The organism is Rhizobium sp. CB2179 (assembly GCF_057653455.1).
In genome coordinates this window covers 4,436,319-4,453,141 of sequence record NZ_CM172781.1, presented here as the reverse complement: position 1 = coordinate 4,453,141, position 16,823 = coordinate 4,436,319, and the positions used below count along the sequence as shown (strand labels likewise).

Here is a 16,823-nt window from a genome sequence, read left to right as displayed (position 1 = left end):
TTCTCCGTTCAGGAATTCTTCTCAGGGATATCTCTCAAGGATCCATCTCAAGGATACTTTCAAGGATTCCGGGGGTCGTTGGAAAGGGCGGCAACGCCGACGATCTCGATGCCGCGCATCGCGGCCTCCTCGCTCCATTTGGCGATGGCGTCAACGCTCTCATCGAAAGCCGAGGCGACGCCGATTGCCTGGCCGTTCTTGCGGGCGATGCGCTCAAGCTCGTCGAGCTTCTTCAGGACAGCATTGACATCAAGCTGGCCGTCGAGCTGCAGGTCGGCGAAGGCATAGGGCAGTTCGGTTCCCTTGGCGATCGCCGCCGTCTTCGACTGCGCCGAAGTGCCGTCGTCGAGAAACAGCAACCCGCGTTTGCCGATGTCGCGCATGACAGGTTCCATGGCGGCGGGATCGGACAGGAAACGGCCGCCGAGATAATTCATGACGCCGGTATAGTTGGTGATCTCGCCCATCGCCTTGTGCAGGTTCTCGATGTTGCGGGCGGCGGGTTTCGTGGTCAGTAGCGTTTCGGGGCCTGGATCGTTCGCCGGGTAATCAAAGGGTTCGAGCGGCACCTGGAGAAGGATCTCGTGACCGCCGCGGCGGGCTTCCTGCATCCAGCGCTGCAGGCTGTTGCCGCTTGCGGCAAAAGCGAAGGTGATCTCTTCCGGAAGCTCCGCGATGGCGCGCTGCGTTCCGGTCTGGCTGAGCCCGAGGCCGCTGACGACGATGGCGATGCGGACGCCGCGCGCGCCGGATGAGGGACGCGCATATTGATCCATCGGCCGTCGGCCATCCGGGCCGACGATCGGTAGCCTGCCAAAAGGCGTCTCTTCGAGCAGCGCATCATTGGGTTGGGCTGCCATGCGCGGATCCTGGCCGATCTGCATGGCGTCGACCAGCACCGGCCCGCCGCCGTCACGCGGGCGGGGACTGTATTTGGTGACGACCGAGCCGTCGCCGGTGACCATCTGCTCGACATTGGCGCCCGAGCGCGGGTCGGCGCGGGGCATGCCGTCAGCAGCTTGGCCGGTGGTGGCCGTCGGCTGAGGCGTATTGGCAGGGGGGGTTGCGGCTTGTTCGGCCGCCGGCGGTTTGGTGCGTTCGAGCCCATCACCGCGAAACGCCGTATAGAGGGAAAAGCCGCCTATGGCGAAAAGGCAAAGACTGGCGGCGATGCGGCCAAGGCGCAGAAAACCCGGACGCTTGCGGCCGGTTTTGCGGTTGCGGCCCAGAGGCGTATGCAGGTCCGTTCCCAATTTTTCGCCCGCTCCAAAACCGGGAAACAGCAGAAGGGTCAAGGCCGGGCGAGGTGCCCGGCCTTGACGTGATCGATTACTTGGCGACGACGGCCTTGTCAGGATTCGGCGGGAAGGCCGGATCGGTCTTCTTGCCGCGCAGAAGGTCGAGCGCGTAATTCAGCTGAACGTCGTCCTTCGGGTCCGGCGGGACGTAGGCAACGGAGCCCGAACCTTCGTCCGTCTCGCTCTGGCCCTTGATGTGACCGCGCAGGCTGGATTCGCCTTCGGTCACCATCTTGCCCTGCAGTTCCTGCGGCAGCGGCTCCTCGACCTTGATGTCGGGGGTGATGCCGGTGCCCTGGATCGAGCGGCCCGACGGCGTGTAGTAGAGCGCTGTGGTCAGGCGCAGCGCGCCGTTTTCGCCGAGCGGGATGATCGTCTGGACGGAGCCCTTGCCGAAGGAGCGCGTACCGAGGACGGTGGCACGGCGCAGATCCTGAAGAGCGCCGGCGACGATTTCCGATGCGGAAGCCGAACCGCCGTTGATCAGCACGATCACCGGCTTGCCATCCGTCAGGTCGCCCGGGCCGGCATTGAAGCGGCGGGTTTCATCCGGATTGCGGCCGCGGGTCGAAACGACTTCGCCACGCTGCAGCAGGGCATCGGAGACGTTGATCGCCTGGTCGAGCAGACCGCCCGGATTGAGGCGCAGATCGAGCACGTAACCCTTCAGCTTGTCGGCCGGAACGGTGTCCTTGATCTTCTTGATCGCCTTTTCCATGTCAGGATAGGTCTTCTCGGTGAAGGAGATGATGCGGAGATAACCGACATCGTCCTCGACACGTGACTTGACTGCCTGGACGGCGACGACGTCACGGACGATCGTCAGCTCGATCGGCTTGTCGGCACCCTTGCGGATCAGCGTCAGTTTGATCGGCGTGTTGACGGCGCCACGCATCTTCTCGACTGCGTCTTCCAGCTTCAGGCCGCGCACGGATTGGCCGTCGATCTCGGAGATGTAGTCGCCGGCGAGAACACCGGCCTTGGCGGCGGGCGTATCGTCGATCGGGGTGATGACCTTGACGAGTTCGTCTTCCATCGTGACTTCGATGCCGAGGCCGCCGAATTCACCCTTGGTCTGGGTGCGCATGTCCTCGGCGTCCTTCGCATTCATGTAGCTCGAATGCGGATCGAGCGAGGAGAGCATACCGTTGATGGCGTTCTCGATCAGCTTGTCTTCCGCAGGCGGTGTCACATATTGCGCACGCACACGCTCGAAGACATCTCCGAAAACCGAAAGTTCCTTGTAGGTCGAGGATCCGGCCGCTTCTGCCGGCACACCCGCCGAGTAAATGACGCTCATTGCGGTCGCACCCATCAATGCGCCGACCAGAACAAGAGAAGCCCTACGAATCATTGCGTGCCTTTCCAGTGTCTTTGGCGGTCCACCACGGCCGGGAATCGACCGGTTTACCGTCCTTTCGAAATTCAATGTAAAGCGTTGGCCGGTTCGTTTCCAGCGCCAATGCAGTTGCGCTTGCCACTCTTTTCGCGCCCATCACGGCAAGCGGCTCGCCGGAGAAAACGAATTTTCCCTGACGGGTATTGATCGTATCCATTCCCGAGAGAACCAGGTGGTATCCATCACCCGTGTCGAGGATGATCATCTGGCCGTAACTGCGGAATGCGCCGGCGAAAACCACCAGACCATCCGCAGGCGCCGTCACCACTGTCTCTGGATTGGTGGCGACCGTCATTCCCATGGCCTCGTGCCCGGTGCCGTCGGCATCGCCGAACTGGCGCAGGATATCACCCGTAACGGGCACCTCCAATTTCGCCTTCAATTCTCCGAAGGGATATGCGGGCGCAATGCGGTTTTTATCGGGCACGCCGCTGTCGGCAAGCGCCTTGGCCTGGGCGCGCTGCTCGTCCGTCATAAGCTTGCGGTTCTCCTCCGCCAGGCGGGCGGCAGCGGCGGCATCCCGCACCGAAGCGATCTCGGATTCCATTGAGGCGACCAGACCTTCAAGGCTGGTCGCCTTGCCTGCCAGTTCCTCGGAACGTTTCCTTTCGGCCCCGAGTTCGGTGGCGTTGCTGCGGCTGAGCTTGTCGTTTTCGGCAAGCAGCAGGTCCATGCGCCGCTCTTCCTCGAAACCGTTGGTCATCGTCCCGGTCAGCGAGGCCTTCTCGGCAGCACTTGCGGTCTGCAATGCGGCAAGGCTTGCGAGGTCTGCGGCAAGCTTATCGGTCTCCTTGCGGATACCGGGCACGACGGCGCCGAGCAGAATGGCGCTGCGCACGGAGCCGAGCGCGTCATCGGGGGTGACGAGCAAAGCGGGTGGCGGGTTGCGGCCCATCCGCTGGAGTGCTGCCAGCACCTCGGCCAGCAGGCCGCGGCGCTCGTGCAGGGAACGGCGGATGCCATCCTCCTTGACGCCGAGATCGGCAAGCTTCTTCTCGCTTTCGAGGATCTGCTTTTCGAGCGCCTTGCGGCGGGCAGCGGAATCGATCAGTGCCTGGCGGACGCTTTCCGTGCTCTTTTCCAGATCGGCGATGCTCTGCTGAAGCGCGCTCACCTTGTCGGTGGAGAGGCTGATCGTCTTCGACAGGGTTTCGAGTTCGGCACGGGTCTGATCACGCTTGGCGGCAAGTTCGGCCGCCGGATCGGGCGGCGGCGGCGGCTCGGCTGCCGGCTGCGGTGCGGATTGTGCCGCCTCGGGCGCGGCATCCTGCGCCCGGACGATGAACGGATTTGCCGACACGACAATCACCGCCACACCGACGCCGGCCGCGATAGCCGGCAGGATCATGCGGTGTCGCCTGGTGGATGCTCTCGACATGCGTGTTGGGGCACTTTCTCAAATCGCGCGGAGACTAAGCTGATTTGGTGCACTTTGCCATAAGGTTTGCAGGAGAACGGGTGGCCAAGCAAACACGGCTGCGTGACATTGCGACGCATTGCCGGGGTATCGGGCCGACGCATCAGGCCGATGCGGCATCAGACGCGGTGATAGGGGTGACCGGACAGGATGGTGACGGCACGATAGAGCTGCTCGGCGATCAGCGTGCGCACGAGTTGGTGCGGCCAAGTCATCTTACCCAGGCACAGCGTCGCGTCGGCACGGTCGTAAAGCGAGGGATCGAGGCCGTCGGCGCCGCCGATCGCGATGGTCAGCTCGCGTTTGCCCTGGTCGCGATAGGAGCCGAGCAGGTTTGCAAAGGATTCGCTGTCGAGCGCCTTGCCGCGTTCATCGAGAAGAATGAGGATGCTGCCATCGGCAAGCGATTTCAGAAGCATCGCCGCCTCTTCGCGCTTGCGGGTCTCCGCATTGGAGGCCCGGCTTTCGGCAACTTCGGCAACGCGGGTCAATTCGAGGCCGACGGCAGGGCCGGCCTTGGCGAAACGGTCGAAATAACGGGCGGCAAGATTCTTTTCTGGGCCGGACTTCAGCCGTCCCACCGCAAAAAGACCTATTCGCATTCATCCGCTCCCGCTCATGCAGCACATCGGGCGCACGTTACGCCACCGGCCGGCTTGTGATGTTTGCCGGCCAGCCAATGCCACGTCTCAGGCGCCGGACAAAATGCCGGCCCGCCTGTCAGTGCCGTGTTTCTTCATCCATATCCGGAGCCGCCCACATCTTTTCGATGTTGTAGAACTCGCGGATTTCGGGACGGAACACATGCACGATAATGTCACCGGTGTCGATCAGGACCCAATCGCCGCCTTCCTGACCTTCGACGCGGGCCGTACCGAGGCCGTCGTCCTTGAGGTCGGTGAGCAGGTGATCCGAGATCGCCATGACATGCCTGTTCGAGCGGCCGGAGACGACGATCATGTAGTCTCCCAGCGCCGATTTTCCGGCAATGTCGATGGTGACGATATCTTCAGCTTTGGAGTCCTCGAGGCTGGCGAGGACGGTTTCTAGGGCACGGGCGGCGGCATCGGCGCCACGTTCCGCACTCTTCGGGATAACGGCGAACGTTTTTCCCTTGGCGTGTACTGTTGTCAGTGCTTTCCCTTTCCTGGAATGACAAACTATGCACAACACAGATCCGATCGCGACCGGATCATGGTTAAGATAGGCATCAAACCATTAATGTTTCAAGACATGCTAAGGTACAGAACGGCCGAAAATCCGATCTGCCGTTCGAATTGAAGTATTTGACTGCTCGGGGCGGCCTCGTGCGGGCGGTGTACAGTTTCCATGCCGCAGCGTAAAGTGCGGCAAATTCCACGATCTCCAGATTCAATGACCGACTCAGCTGCAAAAACACTCGTGCCCGTCCTGCGAATCAGCTTCCCGGACGAGGATCGTCTCGGCCATGGCAAAATGGAACTGCTGGAGCATATCCGCCAGACCGGATCGATCTCGGCGGCCGGGCGGGCGATGGACATGTCCTATCGGCGGGCATGGCTGCTGGTCAGCGAGATGAACCGGATGTTCAACGAACAGGTGGTGGAATCGCAGCGCGGCGGGCAGAAGGGCGGCGGCGCGGCGCTGACGCCGTTCGGCGAGGAATTGCTCGAGCGTTTCCGCCGGATGGAAAGGACGATGCGCACGAGCCTTGCTGAAGATCTCGCCTGGCTCGAGGGCAAGCGCAACCTGCAGCAGGGCGAGCGCGGCTGATCAGGCCTCCAGGGCAACTGTCTTGATGACGGCGAAGACCGCCCTTCCCGGTCGAAGATCGAGACGCTCGCAGGACAATGTGGTGATCCGGGAAAGAATGATATCGCCGCCGCAATCGAGCCGGATTTCCACCGTTCCGTCCTCGGTCGAGGACATCCCGTCTATCCTTGCTTCCAGGATATTCAGCGCGCTCAGCCCCTCGGGCCTTGCGGTCGCCAGCATGACATCGCGGGAGGGAATGCGGATGCGGACCGATTTGCCGGGCGCAAGGGTCGCGCCCGGAATATGGAGCTGGCACGATTTCAGCGCGACCGTCGATAGACGGTGTCGCGCATCGAAGCTTTCCACCGTGCCTTCCAGCAGTGCGCCTGCCTCGCGCCGGTCGGAGGCGGTGGAGGGGCGGCTCAATATGTCGACGGCGGGGCCTGTCGCTTCCACCTTGCCGTCACGCATGACGACGACCTGGTTTGCCAGCCGCGCCACCTCGGCGATCGAGTGGCTGACATAGACGATCGGTATGTCGGTTTCGTCGCGCAATCGCTCGAGATAAGGCAGAATCTCGGCCTTACGCGCCTCATCGAGGGCGGCGAGCGGCTCGTCCATCAACAGCAGGCGGGGGGAGGAGAGAAGCGCGCGGCCGATGGCGACGCGCTGCTTCTCGCCGCCGGAAAGTTTCGAGGGGCTGCGCTCCAGCAGCGTCTCGATGCCGAGCAGGTCGACGATGCGGTCGAAGCTCTCGCCGTGTGCCGGTCTTGCTGCGAACCAGCGGCCATAGGAGAGATTGGCGCGAATGCTCAGATGCGGGAAAAGCCGGGCCTCCTGGAAGACGTAACCGAAGCGGCGGCGATGTTTCGGGACGAAGATACCGGTTGCGGTTTCGGTCAGGGGCTCGCCGTCGAGGACGACGCGGCCTTCGTCCGGGCGGGCGAGGCCGGCGATGATGCGGATCATCGAGGTCTTGCCGGAGCCGGAGCGGCCGAACAGCGCGGTGACGCCACGCTCGGAGATGAAGGCGGCATCGAGCGAAAAGGCGCCGAGCCTCTGTTTTGCCTCGACGATCAGCGTCATTCGGGATCGATCCTCCGGCCGGCGAGACGGGCGAGGAATTCGGAGGCAAGCAGGGCGGCCATCGAAATGACGACGGCGACAAGCGTCAGGCGGAGCGCGCCGGCATCGCCGCCCGGCACCTGGGTGAAGGTGTAGATCGCCGCCGACAGCGTCTGGGTTTCGCCGGGAATGTTGGAGACGAAGGTGATCGTCGCGCCGAATTCGCCCATCGCCTTGGCAAAAGAAAGGATCATGCCGGCGATGATGCCGGGCAGGGTCAGCGGCAGGGTGATCGTCAGGAAAACCCAGGCAGGGCCGGCGCCCAGCGTTCCGGCCGCCTCTTCCAGCTTGCGGTCGACCGCCTCGATCGACAGGCGGATGCTGCGCACCATCAGCGGAAAGGCCATGATGGCGCAGGCCAGTGCAGCACCCGTCCAGCGGAAAGACAAGACGATGCCAAAATACTGGTCGAGCAGGCTACCGATCGGACCGCGGCGGCCAAACAGGATGAGGAGAAGGAAACCGGTGACGACCGGAGGCAGGATCAACGGCAGATGAACGACGCCATTCAGCACCGACTTGCCCCAGAAGCGGCCGCGGGCTAGCAGGAGGGCGACGAGGATGCCGAAGGGCAGGCTCGCCAACATGGCGACAATCGAGACGCGCAGGCTGAGCAGGATCGCCGTCCATTCCTCATTGCTCAAGCCCAGAGCGTCCAACAAGCGCTTCTATTCCTCTCAAAATGAAGGCTCGCACATGCAAGCCGTTTGTTGCCAAATCTCGCTCTTTACTCGGCGTCATCCTCGGCCTTGTGCCGAGGATCTGCTGCCTATCCAAAATCGACCGGATGCAGATGCTCGGGACAAGCCCGAGCATGACGATAGAGTAGTTAGCGGTCTTCGTCAGCAGACTGAAGCATCGTGATGTGAGCCTCAAGTGAGGCCCTCATGTGCAAATCCGTAGTCATTTCAGGATGGTGAAACCCTGCGCCGTGAAGAAAGCGGCGCCCTTGTCGGACTTCAGGAAGTCGAGATAGGCTGATGCATCCGGGTTCTTGCTCTCGGCGAGGATTGCAATTGGATAGATGATCGGGGGATGGGACTCGGCGGGGAAAGTGCCGACGATGGCGACACCCTTATCGGCTGCGGCATCCGTCTGGTAGACGATACCAAAGGGCGCTTCGCCGCGGGAGACGAGGGCCAGGGCGGCGCGCACGCTTTCGGCGCCGGCGACCTTGGTTTCGACCGATTTCCAGACGCCGAGCTTTTCGAGCGCCGCCATGCCGTATTTGCCGGCCGGAACGGATTTCGGCTCGCCCATGGCAAGCTTGCCGTCACCGAGGAGTCCGGCAAGATCGAAGCCCTGTTTGATCTCAACCGGCTTTGCCTTGTCCTTTTCGGCAACGAGCACAATCTTGTTGCCGAGCAGGTTGGAGCGGGTATCGGCCTTGATCAGGTTCTTCTTGGCGACATAGTCCATCCAGTCGAGGTCGGCCGAGATGAAGACATCGGCGGGTGCGGCACTTTCGATCTGCTTGGCCAGCGCGCCGCTCGCCGCATAGGAGGCGACGGCTTCCTTGCCGCTTTCCTTTGCCCAGGCGGCATTGGCGGCGTCGAGCGCATTCTTGAGGCTCGCCGCCGCAAAGACGGTGAGCTTTTCGGCTGCGGCGGCAGGCGCCGGCAGCGCTGTCGCGCCAAGCCAGAGGCCGGCGATCGCAGCGGTTGCCAGTTTCATCCATTGGCGGCGGTTTTGCATGACTTATTCCCCAGGGTTCGAAATATTGCGACGAATATAACGGGCGAGGCATCTTGGCTAGGGATATATCCAGGAAAATATAACCGTATCGGGTGCTCGCGTTCGCAGCGGCGCAATGTTCACGCATTCGTGAGGTGCATGGCTTCCGGCGAAAGTCAGATCAGCATGGCGAAAATACCCAGAGTCAGTTTGCCAACCGCAAGGACTCCGGGCAGCGGGGGATGTTTCCTTAATTTTTGCTAATAAAAGCGGCAATGATGAAGCCAAATCCGCCTCAAGATTTGCGCACAATGCATTGCTGCAATGCACCAATCGATGTTCATCTTCCTGCGAAATATGGTACAACATACTCATCGAACGGCTTCTCCTCCTCCCATAGCCGTTCGATAGGGTCGACAACACTCCTCCTCCCAGTTGTCGATCGAGTTTATAAGCCCGACGGATCCTCCCCCGTCGGGCTTTCTCGTTTTCGGGATCTTCTGAAATCAGGCCGGCGCATGCGTCTTGCTGGGCGGCGGCGCTCTATTCGACGTCGCCGTGCGACGAGCCGTTGCGGATTGCCGTCGAGCTCAGGCCGGAGCGTGGTCCGTGGATGAAGGTCCAGGCCGGTGCACGTTTCTTCCAGAGAACACGGGCATCATCCTCGTCGACACGGGCGAAATCGAAGGTCCTGGCCATTTTCGAGGACAGGAAGGACAGCGTCGCGCCCGGCCGATCGATCACTGCGATCGGGAAGGTGCGGGCAATTTCCTGCCATTTCTGCCATTTGTGAAAGGTCTGCAGGCTGTCTGCGCCCATGATCCAGATGAAATGCACATGTGGATTACGCGCCTTGACGCGGGCAAGCGTGTTGGCGGTGTAGCTGGTGCCGAACGCCTGTTCGAAGGCGGTGACCTTGATGCGGGGATCGGCGGCAACACGTTCGCTTTCGGCGAGGCGCTCGGCGAGTGGTGCGAGCTGGTTGCGGCTCTTTAGCGGATTGCCCGGGGTGACCATCCACCAGAGCTGGTCGAGGCCGAGCCGCTTGAGAGCGATTTCGGCGACGAGCGCGTGGCCCTGATGCGGCGGATTGAACGAGCCGCCGAACAGACCGACGACCATGCCGCGCTCGCTGTGCGGCATGCGGAGATAGTGCCGGTCCACATTCTCGATCGCTACGTCAGGCTCGGTCGTCACGTCAGGGCCGCGTCTGTCCGGCACCGTGCACCCGATATTTGAAAGAGGTGAGCTGTTCGACGCCGACGGGGCCACGGGCATGCATCTTGCCGGTGGCGATGCCGATTTCCGCACCCATGCCGAACTCGCCGCCATCGGCAAACTGTGTCGAGGCATTGTGGAGCAGGATCGCCGAATCGACTTCGGTGAAGAAACGCGCCACGACGTCGGGGTCCTCGGCGATGACGGCCTCGGTGTGGTTCGAGGAATATGTCTGGATATGGGCGATAGCGCCCGATATGCCGTCGACGACGGCAACTGAAATGATCGCGTCGAGATATTCGGTCGACCAGTCCTCCTCGGTCGCGGGCTTCAAACCCGGTGCGACCTTCAGCACTGTTGGCGAAGCGCGGATCTCGCAGCCGGCCTCCGTCAGAACCTCGAGCAGCGGCGTCAAATGCGTACCGATCGCGGCGCCATCGACAAGCAGGGTTTCGGCTGCGCCGCAGATGCCGGTGCGGCGCATCTTGGCATTGACGATGATCCTCTTCGCCATCTCGATATCGGCCGAGGCATCGACATAGATATGGCAAAGGCCTTCGAGATGGGCGAATACAGGCACGCGGGCCTCGCTCTGCACGCGGGCAACCAGGCTTTTGCCGCCGCGGGGCACGATGACGTCGATCGCCCCGTCGAGGCCGCGCAGCATAGCGCCGACGGCAGCGCGGTCGGTGACCGGCACAAGCTGGATAGCATGCTCTGGAAGTTCCGCCGCCTTCAATCCTTCGACAAGGCAGGCATGGATAGCCTGCGATGAACGGCGCGAGTCCGAGCCGCAGCGTAGGATGACGGCATTGCCCGCCTTGAGGCAGAGGGCGCCGGCATCCGCGGTGACGTTCGGGCGGCTTTCGAAGATCACGCCGATGACGCCGAGCGGGGTGCGGACGCGCTCGATTTTCAGCCCGTTCGGCCGGTCCCAGGCAGCGATGACTTCGCCGACCGGATCTGCAAGGGCGGCGATGGCGCGGATTCCCTCGGCCATCTCGGCGACGCGCTTGTCGTTCAGCGTCAGCCGGTCGACGAAGGAAGCGAGCGTCTCGGTGCCTTCGATATCCTTCAGGTCCCTGGCGTTCTCGGCAAGAATATGCGCCTTGTTCGCTAGGATCGCATCGGCCATGGAATTCAGCGCGCTGTTCTTCGCCTCAGTGGACGCAAAGCTCAGCGGTCGCGCGGCAGCCTTTGCCTTGCGGCCGATGTCGTTCATCAGCACATCAATGTCAGGGCTTGGCGCAACGGTATCAAGCATAGCTCGCGTCCTTCTTCTGCCTTTCCGATTTCGAACCGATCTGCGCGGTCATCACCATGTCGTCGCGATGGACCATGGCGGCGCGCCCGGCATAACCGAGGATGGCCTCGATCTCCGCCGACTTGCGGCCGGCAATCCGACGGGCGTCGTCGGCATCGTAGCTAACAAGGCCGCGGGCGATCTCGCGGCCGGCCGGGCCGATGACCGCCACCGTATCGCCGCGGCTGAAGAGGCCGGAAACGCTGCGCACGCCGGCGGGAAGCAGGCTCTTGCCGGCGCCGAGGGCTGTGACGGCGCCGTCATCGACATGCAGTTCGCCGGCCGGCTGCAACTGGCCGGCAATCCAGGTCTTGCGGGCGGTAACGGGTGTGCCCGACGGCGCGAACCACGAGGAACGCGCGCCGTTTTCGATTGCCGACAGAGGATTGTCGGTCTTGCCGGAGGCGATGATCATGGCGCAGCCTGATGCCGTCGCAATCTTGCCGGCATCGATCTTGGTGCGCATGCCGCCGCGCGAAAGCTCGGAGGCCGCACCGCCGGCCATCGCCTCGATCTCGGGGGTGATTTCGGCAATCGTTTCCAGGAACGTCGCGTTCGGATCGAGATGCGGCGGCGCGGTGTAGAGGCCGTCGATGTCGGAGAGAAGGATGAGCAGATCGGCGCCGGTCATCGTCGCGACGCGGGCGGCGAGGCGATCATTGTCACCATAGCGGATCTCGCTGGTGGCGACGGTGTCGTTTTCATTGATGATCGGCACGGCGCCGATCTTCAAAAGCTGATTGATGGTGGCGCGCGCATTGAGATAGCGGCGGCGCTCCTCGGTATCGCCGAGCGTCAGCAGGATCTGACCGGCGACGATCTCGTCGCGTGACAGGCTCTCCGACCAGGCACGAGCCAGCGCGATCTGGCCGACGGCGGCGGCCGCCTGGCTTTCCTCCAGCTTCAGCGCGCCCGAGGGCAGGTCGAGCACCGAGCGGCCGAGCGCGATTGCCCCCGAGGAGACGACGAGCACATCGATGCCTTTAGCCTTCAGGCCTGAGATATCGGCGCACATGGCATCGAGCCAGGCTTTCTTCAGCCCGGCCTTGCGGTCGACCAGAAGCGCAGAGCCGATCTTGATGACGATGCGGCGGTAGCGGCCAAGCGGCTTACGGCTGGTCATCGTCCTCGTCCTTGTCCTCGCCCTCATCGGTGACGACCATGTCGCGATGGCGCAGCTTCGGCACCTTGGCCGGCTTCTCCTCGGTATTGGCTTCGACGATGATGTCGCGGAGTGCGCGCAGCACCTCGGTCATGCCCTTGCCGGTGACGGCCGAAATCTGGAACGGCGTCTTGCCGCAGGCTTTAGCCAATTCCTTGGTCTTCTTCTTCAATTCGGCATCATCGAGCACGTCGATCTGTGACAGTGCCACGATTTCAGCCTTGTCGGTCAGATCGTTTCCATAGGCTTCGAGCTCGTGCTTGACCGTCTTATACGCCTTGCCGACCTTTTCCTCTTGGGCGGAGATGAGGTGGAGCAGCACGCGGGTGCGCTCGACATGGCCGAGGAAACGGTCGCCGATGCCGACACCTTCATGGGCGCCTTCAATCAGGCCCGGAATGTCGGCAAGGATGAATTCGCGCTCGTCGATGGTGGCGACGCCGAGATTGGGATGCAGCGTCGTGAAGGGATAGTTGGCGATCTTCGGCCGGGCCCGGGTGACTGATGCCAGGAAGGTCGACTTGCCGGCATTCGGCATGCCGACGAGGCCGGCATCGGCGATCAGCTTCAGGCGCAGCCAGATGGTCTTTTCCTCGCCAGGCAGACCGGGATTGGCCCAATCCGGCGCCTGGTTGGTCGAGGTTTTGAAATGGGCGTTGCCGAAGCCGCCATTGCCGCCATGGGCAAGACAGTAACGCTGGCCTTCGACAGTCAGGTCGCAGATCAGCGTTTCCTGGTCTTCCTCGAAGATCTGGGTGCCGACCGGAACCTTCAGCGTCACGTCGCTTCCGTTGGCGCCTGTGCGGTTCCGGCCCATGCCATGGGTGCCGATCGTCGCCTTGAAATGCTGCTGAAAGCGAAAATCGATCAGCGTGTTGAGGCCGTTGACGGCCTCGACCCAGACGTCGCCGCCGCGTCCGCCGTCGCCTCCGTCAGGGCCGCCGAACTCGATGAATTTCTCGCGTCGGAAGGAAACGCTGCCGCCGCCGCCGTCCCCGGACTTGATATAGACCTTTGCTTCGTCGAGAAATTTCATTTTACTTCCAATATTCAGTGGCAGTTGGACGGCCGTCTTGGCCCATTCGATATAGGCGGTTCCGACGGAGGTCAAAGATTATCGTGAATTTTGCGAGCTATAACATACAGTACGGCTTCGGTCTCGACGGCAGATACGATCTGGCGCGCATTGCCCGAAGTCTCGAGGGAGCCGATGTCATCGCGCTGCAGGAGGTGACTCGCGGCTTCTCGCGCAACGGTTTTGCCGACATGGCAGCCGATGTTGCAGCCTTCTTTCCCGACTATTTCTGGGTGTATGGGCCGGCCTGCGACATGCATGTCGACGCGGCCGAAGGCAGGTTCCAGCCGGTGCGCGGGACCCGTTTCCAGTTCGGTAACATGGTGCTGTCGCACTGGCCGATACTCTCGACCCGGACTTTGCTTCTGCCGCGCAGCCGGACGATCGGCAAGATCAACCTGCAGCGTGGCGCAACCGAGGCGGTGATCGCCGCACCCGGCGGCGCGATCCGCGTCTACTCCGTGCATCTCGACCATGTCTCCGCCGACGAGCGCATCCGCCAGCTGCAATTTTTGAACGCGCATATCAATGCCTTCGTCCAGGAGGGTGGGTCGCTGACCGGGGGTGGTGAATTTGATCTGCCGGAGCCGCCGCTGCCGGAGGATTATGTCATCATGGGTGATTTCAACATGGAGCCGGAATCGCCGGAATATTGCGCGTTTGCCGGTGCTGGCGGCGGATATTATGGCCGTGTCGCCAGGATCGGCACGCCGATGGACGCCTTTGCGGCGCTCGAAGCCTATCGCCCGGGGAGCTACAGCTGGATGGATCCTGAGGATCGCGGCAAACGCATGCATCTCGATTATTGCTTCGTCAGTTGCGGCCTGCAGAGCCGGTTGAAATCCGCCCGGATCGATACGCAATCCGTCGGTTCCGATCACTTCCCTCTATGGGTCGAGATCGGCGTTTGATGGAGACGCCGCCAGTACGGCGAAGTCTCCTTTCTAGTTCTGGAGCATGATGTTGTCCGAAAACCGCGTACACTTTTCGGCACCATGCTCTATCAGGCGACCTTTCGCGGCTGCAGCATGCCCGGCTGCAGCACGGTTTCGATGTGCGACACCATGGTGTTGCGGGCGAAACAATAGATTTCGCCGCAGCCCGTCATGCGGAAACCGAGCTTCTCCTGCAGTCGCAGCGAAGCCGGGTTGTCGGCGAAAACGCCGGAATGAACCGGCGTCTCCGGCATGCGGCGCGAGAAGCGCTCGATGATCGCCGCCACCGCCTCGCTCATATAGCCGCGCCGCCAGTAATAGCGGTTGAGCCAGTAGCCGAGGTGCCAGCGACCGTGGCGCAGCTCGATCGAGACGTTGCCGATATGGACGTCGTCCTTATCGGTGATCGCCAGCGGCCAGTCGGGCAGGGTGCCCGAGGTGACCGGGATCAGCCAGTCCAGCGCATCCTGCCGGTCGAACGGCGCGGGTACGCGGGACAACATGCGCGTGACCGCGAAATCCGAGAGCGATTCCGCGATCGCAGGCGCATCGCTCAGCCTGTGGGGGCGGAGCGTCAGCCGGGCGGTCGAGATAACCGGCGCGGGGCCGGGCATCATCGGCCTGGCCTCCGGCCTTTGCAGCGCAGTCGTGCTCATGCGATGTTCCCCCAGCTTCGGAGGGACATCCAGGTCTTGCGGTCGAGCCTGTACCATTCGACCGGCACGTTGCTGCCGAGCGCCAGCGAGGCTGCGAGCCCCGAACCCTGGAACTGAAAGCCGCACTTCTGGATGACGCGGCGCGAGGCGACGTTCATGACCCGGCAACGGGCATCGATCTGATCGACGTCCTGACGGGTTCTGAACACCATATCGACCAGGGCATGGCAGGCCTCGGTCGTATAACCCTTGTTCCAATAGGGCTCGCCCAGCCAGTAGCCGATCTCGACGGTCTTGCAGTCTGTCTGCGGCTCCACACCGCAGCAGCCGATAAAGGCGCCGTTTTCGGCCTTGGTGATCGCATAGACGCACTTGCCAATCTCGCCATTTTTCGTGCGACGCACGAAGTCAGCAGCATCATCGGCGGTATAAGGGTGCGGCATACGCGATACCATGGTGGCGACTTTGGCGTTATTGGCGAGATGGGCAAGGGCGTCGATGTCTTCTTCGTGGGGCGCGCGCATGACGAGCCTTTCCGATAACAAGACAGGGCAATCGGTCCTTAACCGTTCCGGCCTCAGCCGCTCCGTGGAAGACCGCTGGTCTTCCTGGGGAGACCGTGATTGGTCTACCCTTAACAATTCGCCTTGCATGGTTCAGTCCTCCTTGAGGGGTAAAGAAAAAGGGGAGATGGCGCCCCATCTCCCCTGTTTTCTAGACTGAACCTGATACGGCCAGCCGGGTCGATGAGACGCCGGCTGTTTTTGAGCGCTACCGGCTTATTCCGCTGCTTCCGCTTTCGGCATGACAGACACGTAGACGCGACCGTTGGCCTTGGTTCGGTAGTTCACATTGCCGGCGGTAAGCGCAAAAATCGTGTGATCCTTGCCGAGGCCGACGTTGGAACCCGGATGCCACTCAGTACCGCGCTGACGCACGATGATGTTGCCTGCGATGACGGCTTCGCCGCCGAACTTCTTCACGCCAAGGCGCTTGGACTGAGAATCGCGACCGTTGCGCGATGAACCGCCAGCTTTTTTGTGTGCCATTGGAGTTCTCCTTTAAAACCTTGTCTCGTTGATCTTACTTGGCAGCCACGATGTCCGTGATACGGACGACCGTGTGATGCTGACGATGGCCGCGCGTACGCTTCGAATTCTGACGGCGGCGCTTCTTGAAGGCGATGACCTTCTTGCCGCGGTTCTGTTCGACGACTTCTGCCTTGACAGAGGCGCCGGTAACGAAGGGCGCACCGATCGCAGCGTCGGCGCCTTCGCCGATCACGAGCACTTCGGTGAATTCAATGGAGTCGCCAGCGGTGGCTTCCAGCTTTTCGATGGTCAGCACGTCGTTGGCTGCCACACGGTACTGTTTACCGCCGGTCTTGATGACTGCGAACATTTTTTATCCTTTCATGTTCGTTCCAGCGCTCCCCGCTAACCAGCAGGTGGCTGTCTTTTTATCAGTCGAAGTTAAGCAGGGATTTCAGAGGTCTAATCCTCGAACTCCTCCTGCCGGTGAAGCCCTGCGCGAGCGCGGGACTGCCAAGGCGCGGATTTCTCCAAACCTATTGCGCAGCCGAGATACGCGAGTGACAAAAAGGTGTCAAGGCAAAAGGATGGAATGCTTCGACTTTTCGGCTTGCCAGCCTGTCATTTGCCCGTTATGAGAACGCCCGCGCCGAACAAGCGCCGACCAGACCGCGGAGAGGTGGCAGAGTGGTCGAATGCACCGCACTCGAAATGCGGCATACCTGCAAGGGTATCGTGGGTTCAAATCCCACCCTCTCCGCCATTGGATCCTTTCAGACCTAGGGCTTTCCAGCAA

At 62.0% G+C, this 16,823-nt stretch carries 18 protein-coding genes and 1 tRNA gene; 3 read left to right on the top strand and 16 right to left on the bottom strand.

Annotated features, from left to right (window positions below; translation table 11 throughout):
- Positions 1-59 precede the first annotated feature (59 nt).
- From AC244Q_RS21880 to rsfS, 5 genes are all read right to left on the bottom strand, one after another.
- On the bottom strand, positions 60-1,253 hold the full coding sequence (locus AC244Q_RS21880) for a divergent polysaccharide deacetylase family protein (protein ID WP_128407775.1): 1,194 nt from the start codon (positions 1,251-1,253) through the stop codon (positions 60-62).
- 76 nt (positions 1,254-1,329) lie between these two features.
- The gene (locus tag AC244Q_RS21875) at positions 1,330-2,652 is read right to left on the bottom strand and encodes a S41 family peptidase (RefSeq protein ID WP_017995549.1); all 1,323 of its coding nucleotides are present in this window, start codon (positions 2,650-2,652) and stop codon (positions 1,330-1,332) included.
- A complete protein-coding gene (locus tag AC244Q_RS21870) occupies positions 2,642-4,045 on the bottom strand; it encodes a murein hydrolase activator EnvC family protein (RefSeq protein WP_128407774.1) in 1,404 nt (467 codons plus the stop codon). The genes AC244Q_RS21875 and AC244Q_RS21870 overlap by 11 nt, the downstream gene beginning before the upstream one ends.
- Before the next feature lie 188 nt (positions 4,046-4,233).
- Entirely contained in the window at positions 4,234-4,716 is a 483-nt protein-coding gene (gene rlmH / locus AC244Q_RS21865) for a 23S rRNA (pseudouridine(1915)-N(3))-methyltransferase RlmH (protein WP_113546695.1), read from the bottom strand.
- 118 nt (positions 4,717-4,834) lie between these two features.
- On the bottom strand, positions 4,835-5,278 hold the full coding sequence (gene rsfS / locus AC244Q_RS21860) for a ribosome silencing factor (RefSeq protein ID WP_003589592.1): 444 nt from the start codon (positions 5,276-5,278) through the stop codon (positions 4,835-4,837).
- A 210-nt stretch (positions 5,279-5,488) separates the two neighbouring features.
- Between rsfS and AC244Q_RS21855 the strand changes: the two genes are divergently transcribed.
- Entirely contained in the window at positions 5,489-5,866 is a 378-nt protein-coding gene (locus tag AC244Q_RS21855) for a winged helix-turn-helix domain-containing protein (RefSeq protein ID WP_128407773.1), read from the top strand.
- On the opposite strand, the gene modC is transcribed toward AC244Q_RS21855, so the two are convergent.
- The 7 genes from modC to obgE all read right to left on the bottom strand — a co-directional run bounded on the left by modC (position 5,867) and on the right by obgE (position 13,366).
- Positions 5,867-6,934 (bottom strand): molybdenum ABC transporter ATP-binding protein, encoded by a 1,068-nt coding sequence (modC, locus tag AC244Q_RS21850; RefSeq protein WP_128407772.1) that lies wholly within the window; start codon positions 6,932-6,934, stop codon positions 5,867-5,869. It lies immediately after the preceding gene.
- Entirely contained in the window at positions 6,931-7,632 is a 702-nt protein-coding gene (gene modB / locus AC244Q_RS21845) for a molybdate ABC transporter permease subunit (protein WP_128407780.1), read from the bottom strand. Before modB ends, modC begins: the two co-directional genes overlap by 4 nt.
- 244 nt (positions 7,633-7,876) lie before the next feature.
- Positions 7,877-8,668, bottom strand: a complete 792-nt coding sequence (gene modA / locus AC244Q_RS21840; protein WP_128407771.1) for a molybdate ABC transporter substrate-binding protein — start codon at positions 8,666-8,668, stop codon at positions 7,877-7,879.
- A gap of 522 nt (positions 8,669-9,190) precedes the next feature.
- Positions 9,191-9,925: a nicotinate-nucleotide adenylyltransferase gene (locus AC244Q_RS21835; RefSeq protein WP_050563532.1), complete on the bottom strand. Its 735-nt coding sequence runs from the start codon at positions 9,923-9,925 to the stop codon at positions 9,191-9,193.
- Positions 9,846-11,129 (bottom strand): glutamate-5-semialdehyde dehydrogenase, encoded by a 1,284-nt coding sequence (locus tag AC244Q_RS21830; RefSeq protein WP_012759483.1) that lies wholly within the window; start codon positions 11,127-11,129, stop codon positions 9,846-9,848. The genes AC244Q_RS21835 and AC244Q_RS21830 overlap by 80 nt, the downstream gene beginning before the upstream one ends.
- On the bottom strand, positions 11,122-12,291 hold the full coding sequence (gene proB, locus AC244Q_RS21825) for a glutamate 5-kinase (RefSeq protein WP_012759482.1): 1,170 nt from the start codon (positions 12,289-12,291) through the stop codon (positions 11,122-11,124). The genes AC244Q_RS21830 and proB overlap by 8 nt, the downstream gene beginning before the upstream one ends.
- On the bottom strand, positions 12,278-13,366 hold the full coding sequence (gene obgE, locus AC244Q_RS21820; protein WP_128407770.1) for a GTPase ObgE: 1,089 nt from the start codon (positions 13,364-13,366) through the stop codon (positions 12,278-12,280). Before obgE ends, proB begins: the two co-directional genes overlap by 14 nt.
- A gap of 83 nt (positions 13,367-13,449) precedes the next feature.
- On the opposite strand from obgE, the gene AC244Q_RS21815 reads away from it, so the two are divergent.
- Positions 13,450-14,316, top strand: a complete 867-nt coding sequence (locus AC244Q_RS21815) for an endonuclease/exonuclease/phosphatase family protein (RefSeq protein ID WP_128407769.1) — start codon at positions 13,450-13,452, stop codon at positions 14,314-14,316.
- Positions 14,317-14,408: 92 nt separating this feature from the next.
- On the opposite strand, the gene AC244Q_RS21810 is transcribed toward AC244Q_RS21815, so the two are convergent.
- The 4 genes from AC244Q_RS21810 to rplU form a co-directional block, all read right to left on the bottom strand.
- Complete coding sequence (locus AC244Q_RS21810) at positions 14,409-14,996, bottom strand: GNAT family N-acetyltransferase (RefSeq protein ID WP_033181983.1); 588 nt, start codon at positions 14,994-14,996, stop codon at positions 14,409-14,411.
- Positions 14,993-15,649, bottom strand: a complete 657-nt coding sequence (locus tag AC244Q_RS21805) for a GNAT family N-acetyltransferase (RefSeq protein ID WP_128407768.1) — start codon at positions 15,647-15,649, stop codon at positions 14,993-14,995. The genes AC244Q_RS21810 and AC244Q_RS21805 overlap by 4 nt, the downstream gene beginning before the upstream one ends.
- Before the next feature lie 126 nt (positions 15,650-15,775).
- Entirely contained in the window at positions 15,776-16,045 is a 270-nt protein-coding gene (rpmA, locus tag AC244Q_RS21800; RefSeq protein WP_003543909.1) for a 50S ribosomal protein L27, read from the bottom strand.
- Positions 16,046-16,079: 34 nt separating this feature from the next.
- Positions 16,080-16,397 carry a 50S ribosomal protein L21 gene (gene rplU / locus AC244Q_RS21795; protein ID WP_007632241.1) on the bottom strand — a complete coding sequence of 106 codons (318 nt, stop codon included), beginning with the start codon at positions 16,395-16,397 and terminating at the stop codon, positions 16,080-16,082.
- 303 nt (positions 16,398-16,700) lie between these two features.
- Between rplU and AC244Q_RS21790 the strand changes: the two genes are divergently transcribed.
- Positions 16,701-16,790: transfer RNA gene (locus tag AC244Q_RS21790), tRNA-Ser, on the top strand.
- Positions 16,791-16,823 lie beyond the last annotated feature (33 nt).